This window comes from Streptococcaceae bacterium ESL0729 (assembly GCA_029391995.1).
GTDB lineage: Bacteria > Bacillota > Bacilli > Lactobacillales > Streptococcaceae > Floricoccus.
Window position 1 is genome coordinate 773,020 of the sequence record CP113924.1, and the last position, 17,430, is coordinate 790,449.

The following is a 17,430-nucleotide window of genomic DNA, read 5'->3' on the forward strand; positions in this document are numbered from 1 at the left end:
TATTAGTATGCAAAAAAACCTGCCCTAGGCAGGTTTTTGTTGACCTAATAATGCTTAAGCTGCAAGAGCTTTTTTAGCTGCTTCTGCAAGAGAAGTGAAAGCTGCTGCATCGTTAACAGCTAGGTCAGCAAGCATTTTACGGTTAACTTCGATTTCAGCAAGTTTTAAACCGTGCATCATCTTAGAGTAGCTAAGTCCGTTCATACGGGCTGCTGCATTGATACGAGCGATCCAAAGTTTACGGAAATCGCGTTTCTTTTGACGACGATCGCGGTATGCATAGTTGTATGAGTTCATTACTTGCTCTTTAGCAGTACGGAACAATGTGTGTTTTGATCCATAGTAACCTTTTGCAAGTTTTAGAGTACGTTTACGACGTTTGCGGCTTACAACGCCACCTTTAACACGTGCCATTTATATATATCCTCCGAGTATTTCTTTAATTAAGTTTCTTACAAATGAATTCTGATTAACGCATTTGTGTAAGCATTGCTTTGATACGTTTGAAGTCACCAGAACTTACCATTGATGGTTTACGAAGGTGACGACGTTGTTTTTTAGTTTTTCCGTGGAAACGGTGAGAAGTGTAAGCACTGAAACGTTTTAGTCCTCCACTACCAGTACGTTTAAAACGTTTTGCGCTTCCGCGGTGAGTTTTTTGTTTAGGCATTTTTATGATTCCTCCGAATTATTTTTTGTCTGCTGATGGAGCTAGTTGCATAAACATTGAGCGTCCATCCATTTTTGCACGTTGCTCAACGACTGCAATTTCTTTAGTCGCTTGGGCAAAGTCATCAAGAACTTTCTGTCCAACTTCTTTGTGGGTAATCATACGACCCTTGAAGCGGATTGAAACCTTAACCTTATTTCCTTTTGCAAGGAATTTTTCAGCTTGACGTAATTTAGTATCAAAGTCATTTTTGTCAATTACTGGACTTAAACGAACTTCTTTGACAGTAACTACTGTTTGATTTTTCTTCTGTTCTTTTAATTTTTTCTTTTGCTCAAATTTGAACTTACTGAAGTCCATGATTTTCGCTACAGGCGGTTTAGCTTGTGGTGAAATTAATACCAAGTCCAAATCTAAATCTCCAGCTTGACGCAAGGCGTCTGAAGTTTGAACAATACCAAGTTGTTCACCATCTGCACTAATTAAACGAACTTCGCGAGCACGAATCTGTCCGTTCATAAACAAATCTTTTGCTATGATATCTCTCCTTACCAATTAAATATTTAGTTTCAAGCAAGAAAAAGCGAGCCTTCAATTGAAAGCTCGCTTTTATTCTTTACCTAACGGGTAAAGATAATCCTGATCTCAGCCCAGCATTATCCACACTTAGGCGAGAAGCTTCTGCTTCTGCTTTCAACTTTTTAAGTATAGCAAATTATAGCAATTTGTCAACTACTTTTTAAAATTAACTTGGTTATAAGTGAATATTTTCAAGCTCCATATTTAAGATAGTCCTTTTCTGGCTAACATTTTGGAAGAAAATATTTACTGATGCTGGAATCAATGGGTCCTTATCATAATTACAAACAACCATATAACAAAAAACATGTCGGCCCTTGGATTTTTTAATATATTCGCTGGCAAAGGCTTCAATATCAGCCAAGGAATACCTTAAATTTCCCTCAAAAGTAGCATCTAAAGTTGGACGATTAACCAAAAGCTTCTGCTCCCTGTTGTTTATCCTAATACTTTCAGCACGCCTATGAATGGAATGACGCTCCCTCTTATCGTGACTGGTAACAATATCAAGACTTAGGAGGTCACCATGATTCAAATAAGAGCTGCCCGTTATCAGTAAAAAAGGCATGTCAAGTCCTTCGCTCTGACTAAAAATAAAGGGAAGTAAGTGGGTTCTGTGATAGGGATAAACCTGCCCAACTCGGCTATTATCTATTTTTTCCCAGCCTGGTGGATTAGGAAGCCTTGTAAATTTCCTTTGACTTGCATGACTAGCCAGCTTCTTCTTGGTCAAATAAATTAAAGCTCCCTGACTACCACTTTTATCAACAATATAAGGATGATCTAAAATATAATCATAGGGACTATAGAATTGCTGGACAAGTTCCCTTTGAGACCTCAAGGATATATAAGTCCCCTTAAATTTCCGGCTCCTAGTAAGGGACTTCTGCCCTTCCAAATACTGGTAAACTGTCTGAATAAATGCCTGATTTAAAAATTTAAGGAGTAGTAAAATAAGATAGACTACTAGAAAACTTACTAAGATACTTATGAATGTAGGTATTTCAGCCAAGTTACTGGCTAGGCTGGCTGGTAAAGGAAGCAATAAGCTTACTAATAAGGATATTAGAAGCCTGATTTTCATAATATAAGCTCTCCCTTTTCTAAGAATTTTTTACTAATTTTACCCTCATAATCTTACTAGTAACATACTAGGATAGACGGATTATAGGTAAAGAATCCTCAGCTAGCTTACACCAGTAAGCCCTATAAGTCAATCTAAATAAATTAATTAAGCCTTGTAGGCTACTTTTTGATTAAACGGGCCTGAAAATTATAAATAGGTCGGGACTGGCCTACTGTTCCTGACAGACCACCATTACTTGTCCACTCCTGCCAACCAGAGTCCTTGAGAAAACTTCGGTACATGACATGATAATTTTTGGCTAAATCTCCTGTAAGTCTGATTTCAACTGCCTCCATGGCCTTTGATTGACCCGTAGTTCCAGCCATTTGGCCATCTTTTACAAATCCCTGCCAGCCAACATTTGCTACGTGGGCTCGATATTCAATTGAATCTGACAGACCAAAATTTTCAACCCTAAGGGCCAAGGCTTCCATATTTCTGAAGTCGTCTGTTCCAGAGAATCCTCCGTCTGACACCCAGTCCTTCCAGCCAACATTTGATATGTGGGAGACATAATTTAGGCCTTGAACTGGATGGGAATTTGCTGGAACCTGGGACTGTGAATCCACTTGTTCGACAGCAATATACCTCCTTTTGCCGCTGCCTGCAATGTAGGAAATCCACAAGTAGCCATCTGCCTGAGTAAGTTGGTCGTAGATAACTGTATCACCTGGGTAATAGCTGGCAAGAGAGGGGCTTGAAAGCCTTGGCTCAGCCCTAACGTGAGAGCTTGTTTTAAAGCGATAAAGACCGCTCGGAGCAAGCTTATGAGAGTTATCAGGACTAGGACTTGGATTGGTTGGGCCAATGGCATTTGTGAGGTCCTTGAAGTGGATAAAACCCGAGACATCATGCTTACTAATCCAGCGGGACTTGTAGTTCCCCGTGTAGCCGTAGTTATACTCCTCTATCAAAACCCTATCCCCGCTTACCTCAGCCACCCAGGCCACATGCATGGATGACCACCAGGCAACAGAACCCACAGCCGGCTTGTTATCAACCACAAAACCCTGGCTACGAGCCGTATTGCCCCAGGTGTTGGCATTGCCATAACCCCTTGGAAGCATAAAACCATTAATCTTATCCAGGCGATGGGCAACAAATGATGTACACTGACGAACGTACATGCCATAAGTATCTGCAACTAGTGAACCAACGGGATAAGACTTCCAGTAGGAGGGGTAATCATCCCCAACAGGAGCTGCCTCAACCTCTCCTACACAAAGGCTTGAAAAGCCTAAAACAAGGCAGCCAGTTAATAGGACTGAACCCTTAAATCTAAATTTCTTCTTAAGTATCTGCAAATAGTATCCTCCATAAATTTTTACCAATTTTTAAGTCTATCCTAAAAATGGCCTATCTACATATACGAAAACAAAGTAAGAAGCTAACAAAAAACCTCCTTTATTTTTAAAAGAGGTTTAAAGAAATCTTATTTTTCAAGGGCTCCCCTGAGTCCGTATGACCAAGACATGATATGGGAGAAAAGGAAGAGGGAGATGATTGTCCCCTCCCTAATATAAATGGGAAGGCTGAAGGCAAAAGATAGGATTAAAGACCCACTCACTCCTATCACATCAATTCCATACCTGTAAAATTTCATTGAATGCTTACTTCTTCTTTCTAAAAGCGTACAAAAATTCTCAATGGGAAACTGGAGCGCCTTATAATAGAGAACCCGTCCCACGCCAAAGCAAGTAACGAAAAGACCCACGAAGAAGAGAGCAAGTTTTAAGAAATAATTGGTCAAAACAAAGCCACCCAGAAGATTGTAGAGGAAAAAATTAACAACTGATCCAAAACAAAGCTGGGCTATGAGCATGAGCAAGTACTGATAGATATTTTTCTTTCGGTCAAGTAAAAAGCACATGATTAAAAAACTGATATTTGCAAGCATGGACATACTTCCAACCTTCATGGAAAAAATATCAGAAAGAGACAAAATCAAGGCATTAAAGCAGGTGACTCCAATATCTGCCTTGATGGACATGGACATACCTAGACCACTAATCGTGTAGTACATAAATGAAATAAGTAAGACCTTATAAGAATAATTAAATCTTTTACCTGCCATCAACTCTTCCTCCTGATCCCTTAGGATATTAAATAATTAATTTTAGGGCCTATTTTGAATCTACAAAGGATTCAATCGCAGCCCAAGCTTCATCATAACCTGTTTTATCGACTGACGAGAAGATGATAAAATCATCAGTTGAGTCAAATTGAAGGGCCTTTTTAATGACAGCTTCATGCTTGTTCCATTTACCACGAGGGATTTTATCTGCCTTGGTTGCAACCAAGATTACTGGAATTCCGTAGTATTTTAGGAATTCATACATCTGTACATCATCAACAGATGGCTCATGACGCAAATCAACTAGACTTACAACAGCCCTTAAATTATCACGGGTGGTTAAGTACTCTTCAATCATCTTGCCCCATTTAGCACGCTCAGACTTACTAACCTTAGCATAGCCGTAACCTGGCACGTCAACAAAATGAATGGTATCATCGATATTATAAAAATTTAGAAGTTGAGTTTTTCCAGGTTTTCCTGAAGTACGGGCTAAATTTTTACGGTTAAGTAAGGTATTAATAAAGCTTGATTTTCCGACATTTGAGCGACCAGCAAGGGCAATCTCAGGCATATCCGTTTCAGGATATTGCTTGCTTGAAGCAGCACTAATTACAATTTCTGCATTATGTTTATTCATTTTTTTATTTTCTCTCTAATTATATAAAAAGACGGAAAGGGCACACAAGTGCCCTAGCTTATTCAGAAGCTTCGTCTTCTTTTACTAAAATTGGCTCGTCTTCACCGTCAACTGTATCTTTGGTAATGATAACCTCGCGAACTCCTTCCATGCTTGGAAGTTCATACATAAGGTCCATCATCACTTCTTCAATAATTGAGCGAAGGCCACGGGCTCCAGTCTTTCTTTCAATGGCTTTTTTGGCAATGGCATCAAGGGCACCATCTTCAAAGTCAAGCTCAATTCCATCAAATTCCATCAGCTTCTTATACTGTCTAACCAAGGCATTCTTAGGCTTGGTTAAAATATGAATTAAATCTTCTTCTGTCAACTTATCAAGGGCTGCGACTACAGGAAGGCGTCCGATAAATTCGGGGATAAGCCCAAATTTTTGGATGTCTTCAGAGATAATCTCCTGCATGTAGCTTGCACCGTCATCAAGCTTTTTATTGTTAGAACCAAATCCAATAATCTTTTCACCCAGACGAGATTTAACAATATCTTCAATCCCGTCAAAGGCACCACCCACGATAAAGAGAATGTTCTTGGTATCAATCTGAATCATCTCCTGATTAGGATGCTTGCGCCCTCCTTGCGGGGGAACACTTGCAACTGTACCCTCAATTATCTTAAGAAGGGCTTGTTGGACCCCTTCACCTGATACATCACGTGTGATTGAAACATTTTCTGACTTTTTAGCAATCTTATCTATCTCATCGACATAAATAATCCCATGTTCTGCACGCTCAACATTAAAGTCACTGGCCTGAAGGAGCTTTAAGAGGATATTTTCAACATCCTCTCCCACATAACCTGCCTCAGTAAGACTTGTCGCATCAGCAATGGCAAAGGGAACATTTAAGGTCCTTGCCAAAGTTTGGGCTAGGAAGGTCTTTCCTGACCCTGTTGGCCCAATCAAGAGGATGTTTGATTTTTGCAGCTCCACTGAGTTATCAAGTGAACTTTGACTAAAGTTGATTCGTTTAAAATGGTTGTAAACAGCAACTGCAAGGGCTCTTTTGGCACGTTCCTGACCGATTACATACTCATTTAAGTCTTCCATGATTTCACGAGGTTTTTTGCTGACATCAATATCAGCCATGGCCTCGTCGTGAATCTCTTCCTGAAGAATCTCCATTGACAAATCAACACATTCATTACAGATGTAGACGCCACTTCCTGCTATAATTTTTTTAACTTCATCTTGATTTTTTCCGCAAAAAGAGCAATTTATACTGCTTTTATCACTTGTCATATAGACCTCTTTCTATTACTTGCTTGCTATTAATTATTTTTTTCTATCTAAAACTTGAATGACAAAATCATACATATTTTTGTCATCCCGCCTGTAAGCTTCCTCACTCACAAGCTCAAACTGCGTCCAATCAAAGTTTTTAGGAAAATAAGTATCTCCTTCAAGCTCTGCGTCAATAATGGTCCTGTAAAAGCGGTCAATATCACCTTCAAACAGCTGAATAACCTGAGCTCCTCCGATTACATGGAGGGTCTTATCTTGATTTTTGTACCAATCAAGTACCTGACTTTTACTGTTCATAACAAGAATCTCATCTGACCCTGGATCATAATTTGAATCACTGGTAAGGACCAAGGTTGTTCTCCTTGGTAAAGTCCGCTTATTCATCCCCTCAAATGTTGTCCGTCCCATTAAGATGGCATCATCAAGAGTTGTTTTTTTAAAGTGGGCCAACTCAGCTGGTAGATGCCAGGGTAGGCTTCCATCCTTTCCGATTAGACCAGTCTTGTCCTCAGCTAAAATTCCTATAATCATCATATCTCCTTTGCCATCTCATTTATCAAGTAAGTCTATTATATGATTAATTAAGGCCATAAAACAATAGCAAGACTTATTTTTTTCTCCTAAAATAATAGGAAAAGGCAAAAAGGCTGGCTATAACTGCTAGTATTATAAGATTTGCCTTAGGAAATCTTATAAGGCTTCCAATAAACAAAAATGATGTAAAGATGCTTATGTAGACAACTACAAAGGCCACAAGAAGGGCCACAACTACTATGCATAGACCTATTAGGACCTTGAAAATATTTGGTAAACCTATCAGCCAAAGGAGGATTTTTCTGACCCAAAGAGGTGTCTCCTGTGATTGTGCACTGCTAGAAATTTTACTTAAAAATTTCCTATATGAATTTGCAAACATGGTTTATCTCCTTTAAGTAAGTAAACAGAGCTTACAAGAATAACTTAGATGGCTAAATCGAATTTTAATTGTGGTTTAACCGGCTCATAATCAACTAGTTCAAAATCTTCTGGTTTAATGTCAAAGAAGTTGGTTCCAGGAGCTGCATGAAGGATTAAACGGGGGCTACAGTCAGTTTCCTTACGATTTAAGAGGGTATCAGCCTGCTCAAATTGATTGTTGTAGATGTGTAAATTATTAACAAAATAGCAGAACTTTCCAAGCTTCCAACCAAAGTGGCAGGCAATCATCATTTGAAGGGCCACATACTGCATGGCGTTAATGTGATGGGACACTAGCATGTCGCTTGACCTTTGGATTAAACTTGCATCTAAATAAATGTCATCTCCAAGCTTACGAACATCATACATGGACTGAAAGGCACAAGGATTTAGACCTGGGCTGGCCTCAAAGTCATCATACTGCCACATGTTAATAATGTTACGGCGATTCCAAGGATTTTTTTCCAAACCTTCTAAGAGCTTGGTGATAATCCCGTGTCTTTTAACGGTCTCCCCGTAGCGAACTCCAATGGTTCCATCCCCAATATCCCACTCATCCCAGTAGTGAACATTGTACTTGTCCCTCAAGAGGTCAAGGTCATTTGATTGATCCTGGTAGATCCAAAAAATCTCCTTGATGGCTGTTTTAATGGGAATGGGACGGAGGGTTGTGATTGGAAATTCGCCCTTTGATAGGTCATATTCAGCAAATTGGTTGGTTACATACTTGCTGTTGGCTGTCTCCCCATTTTTATAGCGGGGACGAGCCTGCTCGCTCCAAACCCCATTATCAAGGATATTTTTAATATTTTCCTTAAAAATTTTATCCGCCTTGGTCATGCTTCCTCCTTATGTCATGTCTTGTCTTATATCTAATTTATTTTAAGCTTTGCCACTTAGGTACTCATAGCGGTCATACTTTTCAAGCAGGGTATCATTGGCCTCATCTAGTTCCTTTTGCAGGATTGAGAGTTTACCAAAGTCACTACCATTTTCATTCATCTCAGTTTCAATCTCAGAAATTCGTTCTTCAAGGGTCATAATCTCATCTTCAATGGTGGCCCATTCTTTTTGCTCAAAGTAGGAAAGACGCTCCTTTTTCTCCTTGACCTTGGCTGTTTTTTCAAGAGGAGCCTCTTCAATTTTTTCAAGAGGTTTGTCGACCTTGCTCAAAAGGTAAGTCGAATAATTGCCGTGGTACTTGTTAATAGTTCCCGAATCAAAAATTAATAGCTGTGAGGCCACCTTATCAAGGAAGTAACGGTCATGGCTAACTGTAATAACGGCTCCTGGAAAGCTTGCTAAAAAGTCTTCAAGGACGGTTAAGGTTGCGATATCTAAATCATTTGTCGGCTCATCCAAAAGAAGAACATTAGGCTGCTCCAAAAGAATTTTTAAAAGATACAGGCGTTTTTTCTCCCCACCTGAAAGTTTTGAGATAAGGGTTCCGTGGGTTGAACGAGGAAAGAGGAACTGCTCAAGGAGGTTGACAACAGACGTCATCTCACCAGTCTTATTGGTTGAGGCCGCTGCTACTTCTTCTAGGAAGTTGATTACCCGTTTTGACTCATCAAGTCCCCTGATATTTTGGGAGAAATAGCCAATTTTTACAGTTTCACCAATGTCTAAAAGCCCTGAATCAAGCTCTAAATCGCCGTTAATAATATTTAAAAGGGTTGATTTTCCTGACCCATTGTCACCAATGATTCCAATCCGGCTGTCTGCCTGTAAGAGAAGATCAAAATCAGAAAAAATCTTCTTGTCAGGGTAAGAAAAATTAGCATCTTCAAGCTTAACCACCTTCTTACCCAGGCGACTTGTAGCAAGATTTATTTCCAGGTTTTCTGAATTATCAGAGGTCATGCTGTCCTTTAGGCTTTCAAAGCGGTCAATCCTAGCCTGTTGCTTGGTGGCTCGGGCTTGAGGACTCTTTCTAATCCAGCTTAATTCCTGCTTGAAAAGCTGACGCTTCTTGTGCTGCTGGCTGGCCTCTGCTTCTTCTCGTTCTGCCCTTTGAGTTAAGTAATCCTGGTAGTTTCCTTGATACTCAATGACACCACCTTGGTCCAATTCAAAAATACGGTTGGCCACATTATCTAGGAAATAACGATCATGGGTGATGAAAAGAACTGCCCTTTTAAGACTAGTCAGGTAATTTTGCAGCCAGGCAATGGTTTCCACATCCAGGTGGTTGGTCGGCTCATCTAGCAATAATAAATCACTTGGGTTGACCAAAGCCTGAGCCAATTGAACCCTTCTTTTTTGTCCCCCTGAAAGGCTTGAAATTTTCTTAGAGGTATCTGTTATGTCTAACTTTGAAAGGACGGTTTTGACCTCCTGCTCAATGCTCCAAGCATTGTTTGAAGAGACCTCTTCCTCCCTTTTAGATAGCTGACCTTGCAGGTCCTCATTCATGGGATCTTCTGTCAGACGCTCGAGGGCCTTTTCATAGCCCTTGATAATAGCCATCTGGGGAAGCGTCTCATCAAGGATTGCATCAAGAATGGTATCATCTTCCTTGAAATCAGGCTCCTGGGTCAGGTAGGTTATCTTGTAATCATGGGGATGGAGAAAAGGATTTTTATCCCCATCAAATCCCGAATGACCTGAAATCACATTTAAGAGGGTTGTTTTACCGGTCCCATTGACTCCGATAAGTCCAATTTTATCATCATCATGGATGATAAAAGAGAGGTCTGAAAAGACCGTCTTATCACCGACTGATTTGGTCAGGGCTTCAACACGAAAGTCACTCATATATATCTTCTTTCATTTCTTCTTTGAGGTAGGCTAAAATAATGGCTTGCTTATTTTCTAAATTGCCATCCACCACAAGCTCCTCAATCTTACTAATTAATTGACCAATCCAAACTCCAGGTTTGCGGTCAAAATTCTTCATCAAAATCTGGCCATTAATATCAAGCTCGGCCTTTGACTTTATTGGAAGACCCTCAGCCAGATCATTTAAGAGGGTCTGATTGACCTGCTCTCCTTCTGCCAAAAAGAGGTCTTCTGCTAATTTTAGGGAATCATATCCCAGCTGGTAAAGGTCTCGCCTAGTCCAAGGCCTTAATTTACCAACTTTATAGGCCTTACAAATATCAGTAACTCTTTTGATAAAGTCATTTGACACATTCCACTTCTTCAGGAAACATTTGCAGTCATCTACTTGAAGGTTTAAAAGCAGGTAAGCCCAGACTTGTTCAGATTCTGAGAAAAGAAAGGCTTCATCAGTAATTCGCACAAGAATCTGTTCCAAATCTCTTTGGCTGTTAGCTAGTCCTGGCAGGTAGTTAATCACTCCTGATTCAAGGAAGTTGGTTAGTCCCTTCCGCCAGAAATTGGCCATTAAAAGCTTATCAAGCTCAATAAAACTTCTTTCAATTGATATTTTCTCAAGAAGGGGTGCATGGGTCTTCATGGCTGAAAAAGTCTGCTCTTCAATGTCAAAATCAAGACTTGCCGTAAAACGCAGGGCCCTCATAATTCTTAGGGCATCCTCATTAAAACGCTCATCAGCTACACCGACTGCTCTGATTAACTTATTTTCAAGGTCCATAAGGCCTGAAAAACGGTCAATAATCACCCCGTCCTCAGCCAGGGCAAAGGCATTGATTGTAAAATCCCGCCTCAAAAGGTCCTCATCCAAATTACGGACAAAGGTCACCCCACTTGGACGCCTGTAGTCGACATAGACATCTTCTGTCCTAAAGGTCGTAATCTCATACTGGCCTTCTTCAGCCAAGACAAGAACGGTCCCATGCTCAATCCCAATATCGACCGTTTTTTCAAAAATCTGCTTAACTTCTTCTGGATAGGCACTAGTCGCTATGTCAACATCATGAATGGCTCTCTTAAGGAGGACATCACGCACACTTCCACCTACAAAATAGGCCTCATAGCCTGAAGATTTTAGCCTATCAATTATAGGTAAAGCCTGCTGAAATTCAACAGGCATATTTTCTAATCTCATAATAAATGTTCCAACCCATATACTAACTGATCTAATTCTGTTACTTTTTTAATCCCAAGCTTGACTCCACCCATAAATGACTGGCGGTCGTAAGAGTCATGGCGAATAGTCAAGCCCTCACCAGGGGCACCAAAAATTACCTCCTGATGGGCAATAAGACCTGGAAGTCGCACGCTGTGAATCCTAAAGCCTGAATATTCAGCCCCGCGGGCACCAGGCAAGCTTTCTTCTTCTCCAACTGCTCCCTGTTTTTTAAACTTACGATTTTCTTCAATCAATTCAGCTGTTTTAATGGCTGTACCACTTGGAGCATCCATTTTTTTATCATGGTGGAGTTCAATTATCTCAAGATCTGGGAAGTATTTTGAAGCCTTGGCAGCAAATTCCATCATTAGAATGGCCCCAACCGCAAAGTTAGGTGCAATTAAACCACCAACTTTTTTCTCAAGGGATAAATCCTTTAAGAATTTAATGTCTTCCTCAGAAAATCCAGTGGTTCCAACAACCGGTGAAAAACCTTGTTCAATGGCAAATTTTGTATTGTCAAAAACAACCTTTGGCGTTGTAAAATCAACCCAAACATCTGCGTCAAAGCCAATCAAATCTTCCTTCTTGGTAAAAACGGGCACACCATCTACATCACTTTCTTCCGCAAAGGGATCAACGAAGGCAGCCAGCTCAAGTTCTGGATCAGCCTTAACCATGTTAACAGCAGTTGATCCCATTTTTCCCTTGTAACCTGCGATAATTACTTTAATCATAAAAACTCCTTATTTTATAACTGGTGAAATAGCAAGAACAATAGCATTCTCTCCAAGGTGGGTACCGATTATGGCACCGACAGTTGCAATCGAAATATTTTCAAGCCCATCTTCTTCCAAGGTTTGGGCAACATCTTCTGCTAGTTTGCGAGCATTTGAATGAATGACAAAAACCTGATAATCGTCTTCTTGACTTGCTTCTTTTACGATTGAAATCAATTTCTTTAGGGCCTTCTTGCTGGAACGAACCTTATCATAGACGACGATTTGGCCCTCTCGGTTAAATTCAAGAATGGGCTTAATTGAAAGCAAGTTTCCAACAATAGCTGCTCCATTTGAAAGGCGACCACCCTTAACCAGGTGCTTTAGGTCATCAACAAGGATATAAGCCCTTGTCTTTTCGATGACATAATCTAGTTTTTGGCTAATCTCTTCAAAGCTATCTCCAGCTGCTATTGAATTTAGGGCGATTTCAACCATGTAACCTAATGGGGCACTGGTAATTAGGGTATCAAAAAATTTGACCACTAAATTTGGAAACTCATTTTGCAGGTAGAAGGAATTTTGATAAAAACCTGAAATACCCCTCGATAGGAAGAGTCCAATCACATGAGTATAATCTTCTTTTTCAAGATTAGCCAAAAGCTCCTCAAGTTCAGCTACGCTAGGCTGAGATGTTTTAGGCAACTCAGCTGTTTCAGACATTTTTTTATAAAAGTCTTCGTTAGATAAATTTTTTCCCTCAAAATATGTTTCACCATCGATAACAATTGGAATATCTAGGGTGAAAAGATTTTCTTTATTCTTATATTCATCTTCCAAAAAGGCCGATGAATCTGTGATTACTGCAATCTTCATATATCCTCTGTTTTTCTATAGGCCACAATTAACTTAAAATTGCAGGTTCACTCCAGGTTGATCGAGGGCTACCTCGCTTACCTCCATCGTAAGTCGTCTTACCATGTCCAAAAGGGGGTGGGCAATTTCTTGCATGTCTTCTTGTGATAGTTCACTTTGCTCAACAACTTTTTTATTTTTTAAAATATTGTTTTGCATAATGTAGCCACTTACAATAAAGCTTTCAAGAACCACAACGAATTCTACACTTGCATTTAAAACAGTATCAGCATCACTTTGATCTGGCACATCTTCTATCAGTTGAATCTGAATGTGAACTCGAGTTTCAGGAGTCCCATTTTCCTCCTCATAGGCAAAATTCCTTGCATTATAGTTAAAGGTCTGTACAAATTCCTTATCACGAATTATTTCCATTTCATTTTCTCCTAATATCACTAGCTTATAAGCTACAGTAGGCTATAAGCCTACCTAAGTTTTTAACTTTTTTGAATTTACCGTACTATTTTATCATAATCCTGATTTTATTTCAGCGAGCATCTTCTTTTCTTCATCAGATGGCTCGTAGTCTTCTAGTAAATCGGGTCGTCTTTCAAGGGTTTTCTTAAGACTTTCCTTAAGACGCCACTTGCGGATATTTTCATGGTGACCACTCATGAGAACCTGGGGCACTTTCATTCCGCGAAAATCTTCAGGTCGGGTATACTGGGGGTATTCCAGGAGACCACTTGAAAAACTATCGTCTTCATGGCTTGCCACCTTGCCCAAAACATCAGGAATCAGACGAACTGTGGCATCAATAATGACACTTGTCGCCATCTCCCCACCTGTAAGGACATAGTCACCAAGACTTACCTCATCAGTAACTAAAGTCTTGATTCTTTCGTCATAACCCTCATAATGGCCACAGATAAAGACTAGATGATCTTCTTCAGAAAGCTCCTCAGCAAACTTCTGGTCAAACTTCCGTCCTGCTGGATCAAGAAGGATTACCCGAGCATTTTTATGGGGAATTTTATCCATGGTGTCAAAGATGGGCTGGGGCATTAGAAGCATTCCCTGACCACCACCATAGGGATAATCATCAACATGCCTTTGAGTGTTTGTCGCCTGGTCGCGGAAGTTATGGAAGTTAATTTCAACCTTGCCTGACTTTTGAGCCCGACCCACGATTGAATGTTCAAGGTTTGAAAACATTTCAGGAAAAAGGGTTAAAATATCAATCTTCATCTTAATCATCTAATCCTTCTGGAATTTCAACCTCCACTCGGTTGTTTTTGACATCAACAGCTAAAACAACTGGTGGAATGTAGGGAATGAGTAGGTCCTTTTTCTTGGGACGCTTGATAACCCAGACATCATTTGCTCCAGGTGAAAGGATCTCAGAAACTGTTCCAATTAGTGTTTCACCCTCATAGACATTAAGGCCGATAATTTCATGGTAGTAAAATTCTCCCTCTTCAAGGTCAGATAAATCTTCTTCTGAAACCTTTAAGACGAAGCCTTTGTATTTTTCAACATCATTGATATGATAAAGTCCTTCAAATTTTACAATGTCAAAGTTCTTTTGCTTGCGGTGTGTTTTAACGGTAAGATTTTTGATAAAATTCCCTTTGTCATCAAAAAGTGCCAGCTCATTTCCCTTAGCAAAACGCTCCTCTGGGAAGTCTGTAACACTTAAAATCCTCACCTCTCCTTGTAAACCTTGCGTGTTTACAATTGTTCCAACCTTATAATAATTCATTTTTTCTCCAAGTCTTTTATTCAATAGATTTTAAAAATCATCTCAAATCTTCTATAGTAGTTTAACACAAAATTTAATTGCATGAGTAATGGCAGTACTTAGCTTAAAAAGAAAAACACCTGTAATTTACAGGTGCCCTTCTTACTGGTTAACCAGAAGTCGAATTTTTTTCCCACTCACGGGAACTGAATAAACAATTGTTCGGATTGCTTGGATAATCCTACCCTGCTTTCCGATAATTCGCCCCATGTCAGCTTCAGCAATATGTAGATGATATTCAAGAAATTCATCTGCATCCACTAATTCCAACCTGATTTCTTCTGGTTTAGAAAGAAGAGGTGTAACAATCCTCAAGACAAGATTTTGTATATCAGATTCCATACCCTTCCCCTTTTTTATTATTTAGCTTGTTTAGACTCGTGGAATTTTTTCATAACACCAGCTTTTGAAAGGATGTTACGAACTGTATCAGATGGTTGAGCACCATTTCCAAGCCATTCAAGAATGCGTTCTTCTTTAAGAGTCACATTGTTTTCTGTAAGAAGTGGGTTGTAAGTTCCAACTGTTTCGATGAAACGTCCGTCACGTGGTGAACGTGAATCTGCTACGTTAATACGGTAATAAGGTTTTTTCTTTGAACCCATACGAGTTAAACGGATTTTTACTGCCATTTTATATATTTCTCCTAATTAAATTATTTTACAAGGACTAGTATATCATATTTTAGGTACTTGTCAAGGACTGTCAAGAAAAAAACTTGACAGATATTTTTTTGGTCATTAATCTTACTCCATCAGCTTAAAAACCCAGCCTCCAAGGGACTGGGTTTTTAAAATTATAATTTTGAAGCAGCTTCTTCATCGACAATTACATAAAGCTCTGGATGATTTTGTAAAACACTTGCCGGAAGATTTTCTGTTAGCGGACCATGAACCATTGCAGCTACAGCATCAGCCTTATTCTTGCCGTAAGCCATAAGGATAATGGCCTTTGATCTCATAATGCTTGCAATTCCCATTGACAAGGCCTGTCTTGGAACCTCATTCTCATGGACAAAGAAGCGGGCATTGTCAGCAATGGTCTGGCTTGTTAGGTCAACTACACTTGTTGTCCCCTCAAAAGATGCTCCAGGTTCGTTAAAACCAATATGGCCATTTGAGCCGATGCCAAGAATTTGAAGGTCAATTGGATTTTGATTGATAATTTGATCATAATTACGGGCTTCAGCTTCAAGGTCATGAGCCATCCCATCCGGTAGGTAATTTTTCTTAAAGGGTTTCTGGTTAAAAAGGTGCTTTTTCATGAAATAATCATAACTTTGGTCACTTGATTTAGGAAGACCCACGTATTCATCAAGATTGATTGAGGTCATATTCGTAAAATCAAGGTCACTGTCTACAAGGGCCTTATAAAAATCAATTGGGGTGCTCCCTGTTGCAAGACCAAGAACCTTAATTCCCTCATCCATCTTTTTTGCAAGAATTTCATAAGCTTTTTGTCCACCTTCTGCTGCATCTTTAACTTTAATAATTTTCATTTTGCCATCCTATCTAACATTTATTGGTATATACCAATTATAGAATTTAATTTAATTTTAGTCAATTATTTTTTTAAATTTGTTATAATGTCCTTTAGACGAAATTGAAACGGAGGATGCGGACTAAAGTCCGCTCGTAAATTTATGAATACTAATGATTTTGACTTTAACCTACCAGAGGAGCTAATCGCTCAAGTCCCGCTTGAACAAAGGAGTGAATCCCGTCTTCTTGTTGTAGACCGCAAAAAACAAAGCTTGGAAGACAAACATTTTTATGACATTGTCGACGAACTTGAGCCGGGTGACGCCCTGGTTATGAACAATACTCGGGTTCTTCCAGCCCGCCTCTTTGGGGTAAAACCAGACACAGGAGGACACGCCGAACTCCTCCTTCTTAAGAATATCGAAGGTGACCGCTGGGAAACTTTAGCCAAGCCCGCCAAGAGACTTAAAAAAGGAACTCAAATCTCCTTTGGAGAAGGTCGTTTAATTGCCACTATCGTTAGCGAACTTGACCACGGAGGTCGGATTGTTGAATTTTCTTATGATGGAATCTTCTTAGAAGTCCTTGAAAGTCTAGGTGAGATGCCACTTCCCCCATACATTCATGAAAAACTTGAGGATAAAGACCGCTATCAGACAGTCTATGCCAAGGAAAATGGTAGTGCAGCAGCACCTACCGCAGGTCTTCATTTTACCCCCGAGCTCCTTGAAAAAATTGAAGCCAAGGGGGTTAAGCTGGTTGAAGTGACCCTACATGTAGGACTTGGTACCTTTAGACCAGTAAGTGTTGACTCAGTTGATGACCATGAGATGCATTCTGAATTTTACTCCCTCAATGCTCAAGCTGCAAAAACCCTTAATGAGGTTAAGGCTTCTGGTGGCCGTGTTGTAGCCGTCGGAACAACTAGTATTAGAACCCTTGAAACAATCGGATCTAAGTTTGATGGTCAAATCAAGGCCGACTCGGGTTGGACCAATATTTTCATCAAACCTGGTTATGAATTCAAGGTTGTTGATGCCTTTTCGACCAACTTCCACCTGCCTAAATCAACTCTAGTCATGCTTGTATCAGCCTTTGCTGGCCGTGATTTGGTAATGAAGGCCTATGAGCATGCCGTTGATGAAAAGTACCGCTTCTTCAGCTTTGGCGATGCCATGTTTGTCAAATAGATTTGAATAAAATATAAAAAAGACCGATCCTCGGTCTTTTTTAT

22 protein-coding genes and 1 other annotated feature are annotated in these 17,430 nt (G+C 39.8%); of the genes, 1 reads left to right on the plus strand and 21 read right to left on the minus strand.

The features are described from left to right. Positions 1-54: 54 nt before the first annotated feature. The 21 genes from rplT to OZX68_04005 all read right to left on the minus strand — a co-directional run bounded on the left by rplT (position 55) and on the right by OZX68_04005 (position 16,213). Complete coding sequence (rplT, locus tag OZX68_03905) at positions 55-414, minus strand: 50S ribosomal protein L20 (GenBank protein ID WEV60079.1); 360 nt, start codon at positions 412-414, stop codon at positions 55-57. Positions 415-469: 55 nt separating this feature from the next. Beyond that, positions 470-670 (minus strand): 50S ribosomal protein L35, encoded by a 201-nt coding sequence (gene rpmI, locus OZX68_03910; GenBank protein ID WEV60080.1) that lies wholly within the window; start codon positions 668-670, stop codon positions 470-472. 18 nt (positions 671-688) lie between these two features. Further along, positions 689-1,189, minus strand: coding sequence for a translation initiation factor IF-3 (gene infC / locus OZX68_03915; protein ID WEV60081.1), 501 nt, complete (start codon positions 1,187-1,189; stop codon positions 689-691). A gap of 50 nt (positions 1,190-1,239) precedes the next feature. Further along, positions 1,240-1,369: a sequence feature (ribosomal protein L20 leader region), on the minus strand. A 55-nt stretch (positions 1,370-1,424) separates the two neighbouring features. Next, the gene (locus tag OZX68_03920; GenBank protein ID WEV60082.1) at positions 1,425-2,333 is read right to left on the minus strand and encodes a hypothetical protein; all 909 of its coding nucleotides are present in this window, start codon (positions 2,331-2,333) and stop codon (positions 1,425-1,427) included. A gap of 161 nt (positions 2,334-2,494) precedes the next feature. Then, positions 2,495-3,679, minus strand: a complete 1,185-nt coding sequence (locus OZX68_03925) for an SH3 domain-containing protein (GenBank protein WEV60083.1) — start codon at positions 3,677-3,679, stop codon at positions 2,495-2,497. Between the two features lie 128 nt (positions 3,680-3,807). Continuing rightward, the gene (locus OZX68_03930; protein ID WEV60084.1) at positions 3,808-4,449 is read right to left on the minus strand and encodes a hypothetical protein; all 642 of its coding nucleotides are present in this window, start codon (positions 4,447-4,449) and stop codon (positions 3,808-3,810) included. 49 nt (positions 4,450-4,498) lie between these two features. Beyond that, positions 4,499-5,089, minus strand: coding sequence for a ribosome biogenesis GTP-binding protein YihA/YsxC (gene yihA / locus OZX68_03935; GenBank protein ID WEV60085.1), 591 nt, complete (start codon positions 5,087-5,089; stop codon positions 4,499-4,501). Positions 5,090-5,147: 58 nt separating this feature from the next. Next, a complete protein-coding gene (gene clpX, locus OZX68_03940) occupies positions 5,148-6,383 on the minus strand; it encodes an ATP-dependent Clp protease ATP-binding subunit ClpX (GenBank protein WEV60086.1) in 1,236 nt (411 codons plus the stop codon). Between the two features lie 33 nt (positions 6,384-6,416). Next, a complete protein-coding gene (locus OZX68_03945) occupies positions 6,417-6,920 on the minus strand; it encodes a dihydrofolate reductase (GenBank protein ID WEV60087.1) in 504 nt (167 codons plus the stop codon). Between the two features lie 73 nt (positions 6,921-6,993). Further along, on the minus strand, positions 6,994-7,302 hold the full coding sequence (locus OZX68_03950; GenBank protein ID WEV60088.1) for a hypothetical protein: 309 nt from the start codon (positions 7,300-7,302) through the stop codon (positions 6,994-6,996). A gap of 44 nt (positions 7,303-7,346) precedes the next feature. Continuing rightward, a complete protein-coding gene (locus OZX68_03955) occupies positions 7,347-8,183 on the minus strand; it encodes a thymidylate synthase (protein WEV60089.1) in 837 nt (278 codons plus the stop codon). Between the two features lie 42 nt (positions 8,184-8,225). Next, positions 8,226-10,100 (minus strand): ABC-F family ATP-binding cassette domain-containing protein, encoded by a 1,875-nt coding sequence (locus OZX68_03960; protein WEV60090.1) that lies wholly within the window; start codon positions 10,098-10,100, stop codon positions 8,226-8,228. Next, positions 10,093-11,316: a CCA tRNA nucleotidyltransferase gene (locus tag OZX68_03965; GenBank protein WEV60091.1), complete on the minus strand. Its 1,224-nt coding sequence runs from the start codon at positions 11,314-11,316 to the stop codon at positions 10,093-10,095. Before OZX68_03965 ends, OZX68_03960 begins: the two co-directional genes overlap by 8 nt. Next, positions 11,313-12,077, minus strand: coding sequence for a 4-hydroxy-tetrahydrodipicolinate reductase (dapB, locus tag OZX68_03970; protein ID WEV60092.1), 765 nt, complete (start codon positions 12,075-12,077; stop codon positions 11,313-11,315). The genes OZX68_03965 and dapB overlap by 4 nt, the downstream gene beginning before the upstream one ends. 9 nt (positions 12,078-12,086) lie before the next feature. Next, entirely contained in the window at positions 12,087-12,935 is an 849-nt protein-coding gene (locus OZX68_03975; GenBank protein ID WEV60093.1) for a DegV family protein, read from the minus strand. A 33-nt stretch (positions 12,936-12,968) separates the two neighbouring features. Next, complete coding sequence (locus OZX68_03980) at positions 12,969-13,349, minus strand: DUF1149 family protein (protein WEV60094.1); 381 nt, start codon at positions 13,347-13,349, stop codon at positions 12,969-12,971. A gap of 93 nt (positions 13,350-13,442) precedes the next feature. Beyond that, positions 13,443-14,162: a tRNA (guanosine(37)-N1)-methyltransferase TrmD gene (gene trmD, locus OZX68_03985; GenBank protein WEV61371.1), complete on the minus strand. Its 720-nt coding sequence runs from the start codon at positions 14,160-14,162 to the stop codon at positions 13,443-13,445. 1 nt (position 14,163) lies between these two features. Continuing rightward, a complete protein-coding gene (rimM, locus tag OZX68_03990) occupies positions 14,164-14,676 on the minus strand; it encodes a ribosome maturation factor RimM (GenBank protein ID WEV60095.1) in 513 nt (170 codons plus the stop codon). A gap of 141 nt (positions 14,677-14,817) precedes the next feature. Next, a complete protein-coding gene (locus tag OZX68_03995) occupies positions 14,818-15,057 on the minus strand; it encodes a KH domain-containing protein (GenBank protein ID WEV60096.1) in 240 nt (79 codons plus the stop codon). 17 nt (positions 15,058-15,074) lie between these two features. Beyond that, positions 15,075-15,347 carry a 30S ribosomal protein S16 gene (gene rpsP / locus OZX68_04000; protein WEV60097.1) on the minus strand — a complete coding sequence of 91 codons (273 nt, stop codon included), beginning with the start codon at positions 15,345-15,347 and terminating at the stop codon, positions 15,075-15,077. A gap of 164 nt (positions 15,348-15,511) precedes the next feature. Further along, positions 15,512-16,213, minus strand: coding sequence for a glucosamine-6-phosphate deaminase (locus tag OZX68_04005; protein WEV60098.1), 702 nt, complete (start codon positions 16,211-16,213; stop codon positions 15,512-15,514). Positions 16,214-16,357: 144 nt separating this feature from the next. Between OZX68_04005 and queA the strand changes: the two genes are divergently transcribed. Beyond that, positions 16,358-17,386 (plus strand): tRNA preQ1(34) S-adenosylmethionine ribosyltransferase-isomerase QueA, encoded by a 1,029-nt coding sequence (gene queA, locus OZX68_04010; GenBank protein ID WEV60099.1) that lies wholly within the window; start codon positions 16,358-16,360, stop codon positions 17,384-17,386. The last annotated feature ends 44 nt before the right edge of the window (positions 17,387-17,430 follow it).

Coding starts and splice junctions, on each gene's coding strand:
- infC (WEV60081.1), bottom strand. CDS start 1,189: ATGAACGGACAGATTCGTGCTCGCGAAGTTCGTTTAATTAGTGCAGAT.
- OZX68_04005 (WEV60098.1), bottom strand. CDS start 16,213: ATGAAAATTATTAAAGTTAAAGATGCAGCAGAAGGTGGACAAAAAGCT.
- rimM (WEV60095.1), bottom strand. CDS start 14,676: ATGAATTATTATAAGGTTGGAACAATTGTAAACACGCAAGGTTTACAA.
- OZX68_03955 (WEV60089.1), bottom strand. CDS start 8,183: ATGACCAAGGCGGATAAAATTTTTAAGGAAAATATTAAAAATATCCTT.
- OZX68_03995 (WEV60096.1), bottom strand. CDS start 15,057: ATGGAATCTGATATACAAAATCTTGTCTTGAGGATTGTTACACCTCTT.
- trmD (WEV61371.1), bottom strand. CDS start 14,162: ATGAAGATTGATATTTTAACCCTTTTTCCTGAAATGTTTTCAAACCTT.
- OZX68_03950 (WEV60088.1), bottom strand. CDS start 7,302: ATGTTTGCAAATTCATATAGGAAATTTTTAAGTAAAATTTCTAGCAGT.
- OZX68_03980 (WEV60094.1), bottom strand. CDS start 13,349: ATGGAAATAATTCGTGATAAGGAATTTGTACAGACCTTTAACTATAAT.
- queA (WEV60099.1), top strand. CDS start 16,358: ATGAATACTAATGATTTTGACTTTAACCTACCAGAGGAGCTAATCGCT.
- OZX68_03945 (WEV60087.1), bottom strand. CDS start 6,920: ATGATGATTATAGGAATTTTAGCTGAGGACAAGACTGGTCTAATCGGA.
- dapB (WEV60092.1), bottom strand. CDS start 12,077: ATGATTAAAGTAATTATCGCAGGTTACAAGGGAAAAATGGGATCAACT.
- OZX68_03965 (WEV60091.1), bottom strand. CDS start 11,316: ATGAGATTAGAAAATATGCCTGTTGAATTTCAGCAGGCTTTACCTATA.
- OZX68_03975 (WEV60093.1), bottom strand. CDS start 12,935: ATGAAGATTGCAGTAATCACAGATTCATCGGCCTTTTTGGAAGATGAA.
- OZX68_03920 (WEV60082.1), bottom strand. CDS start 2,333: ATGAAAATCAGGCTTCTAATATCCTTATTAGTAAGCTTATTGCTTCCT.
- OZX68_03960 (WEV60090.1), bottom strand. CDS start 10,100: ATGAGTGACTTTCGTGTTGAAGCCCTGACCAAATCAGTCGGTGATAAG.
- yihA (WEV60085.1), bottom strand. CDS start 5,089: ATGAATAAACATAATGCAGAAATTGTAATTAGTGCTGCTTCAAGCAAG.
- OZX68_03930 (WEV60084.1), bottom strand. CDS start 4,449: ATGGCAGGTAAAAGATTTAATTATTCTTATAAGGTCTTACTTATTTCA.
- rpsP (WEV60097.1), bottom strand. CDS start 15,347: ATGGCAGTAAAAATCCGTTTAACTCGTATGGGTTCAAAGAAAAAACCT.
- rpmI (WEV60080.1), bottom strand. CDS start 670: ATGCCTAAACAAAAAACTCACCGCGGAAGCGCAAAACGTTTTAAACGT.
- rplT (WEV60079.1), bottom strand. CDS start 414: ATGGCACGTGTTAAAGGTGGCGTTGTAAGCCGCAAACGTCGTAAACGT.
- clpX (WEV60086.1), bottom strand. CDS start 6,383: ATGACAAGTGATAAAAGCAGTATAAATTGCTCTTTTTGCGGAAAAAAT.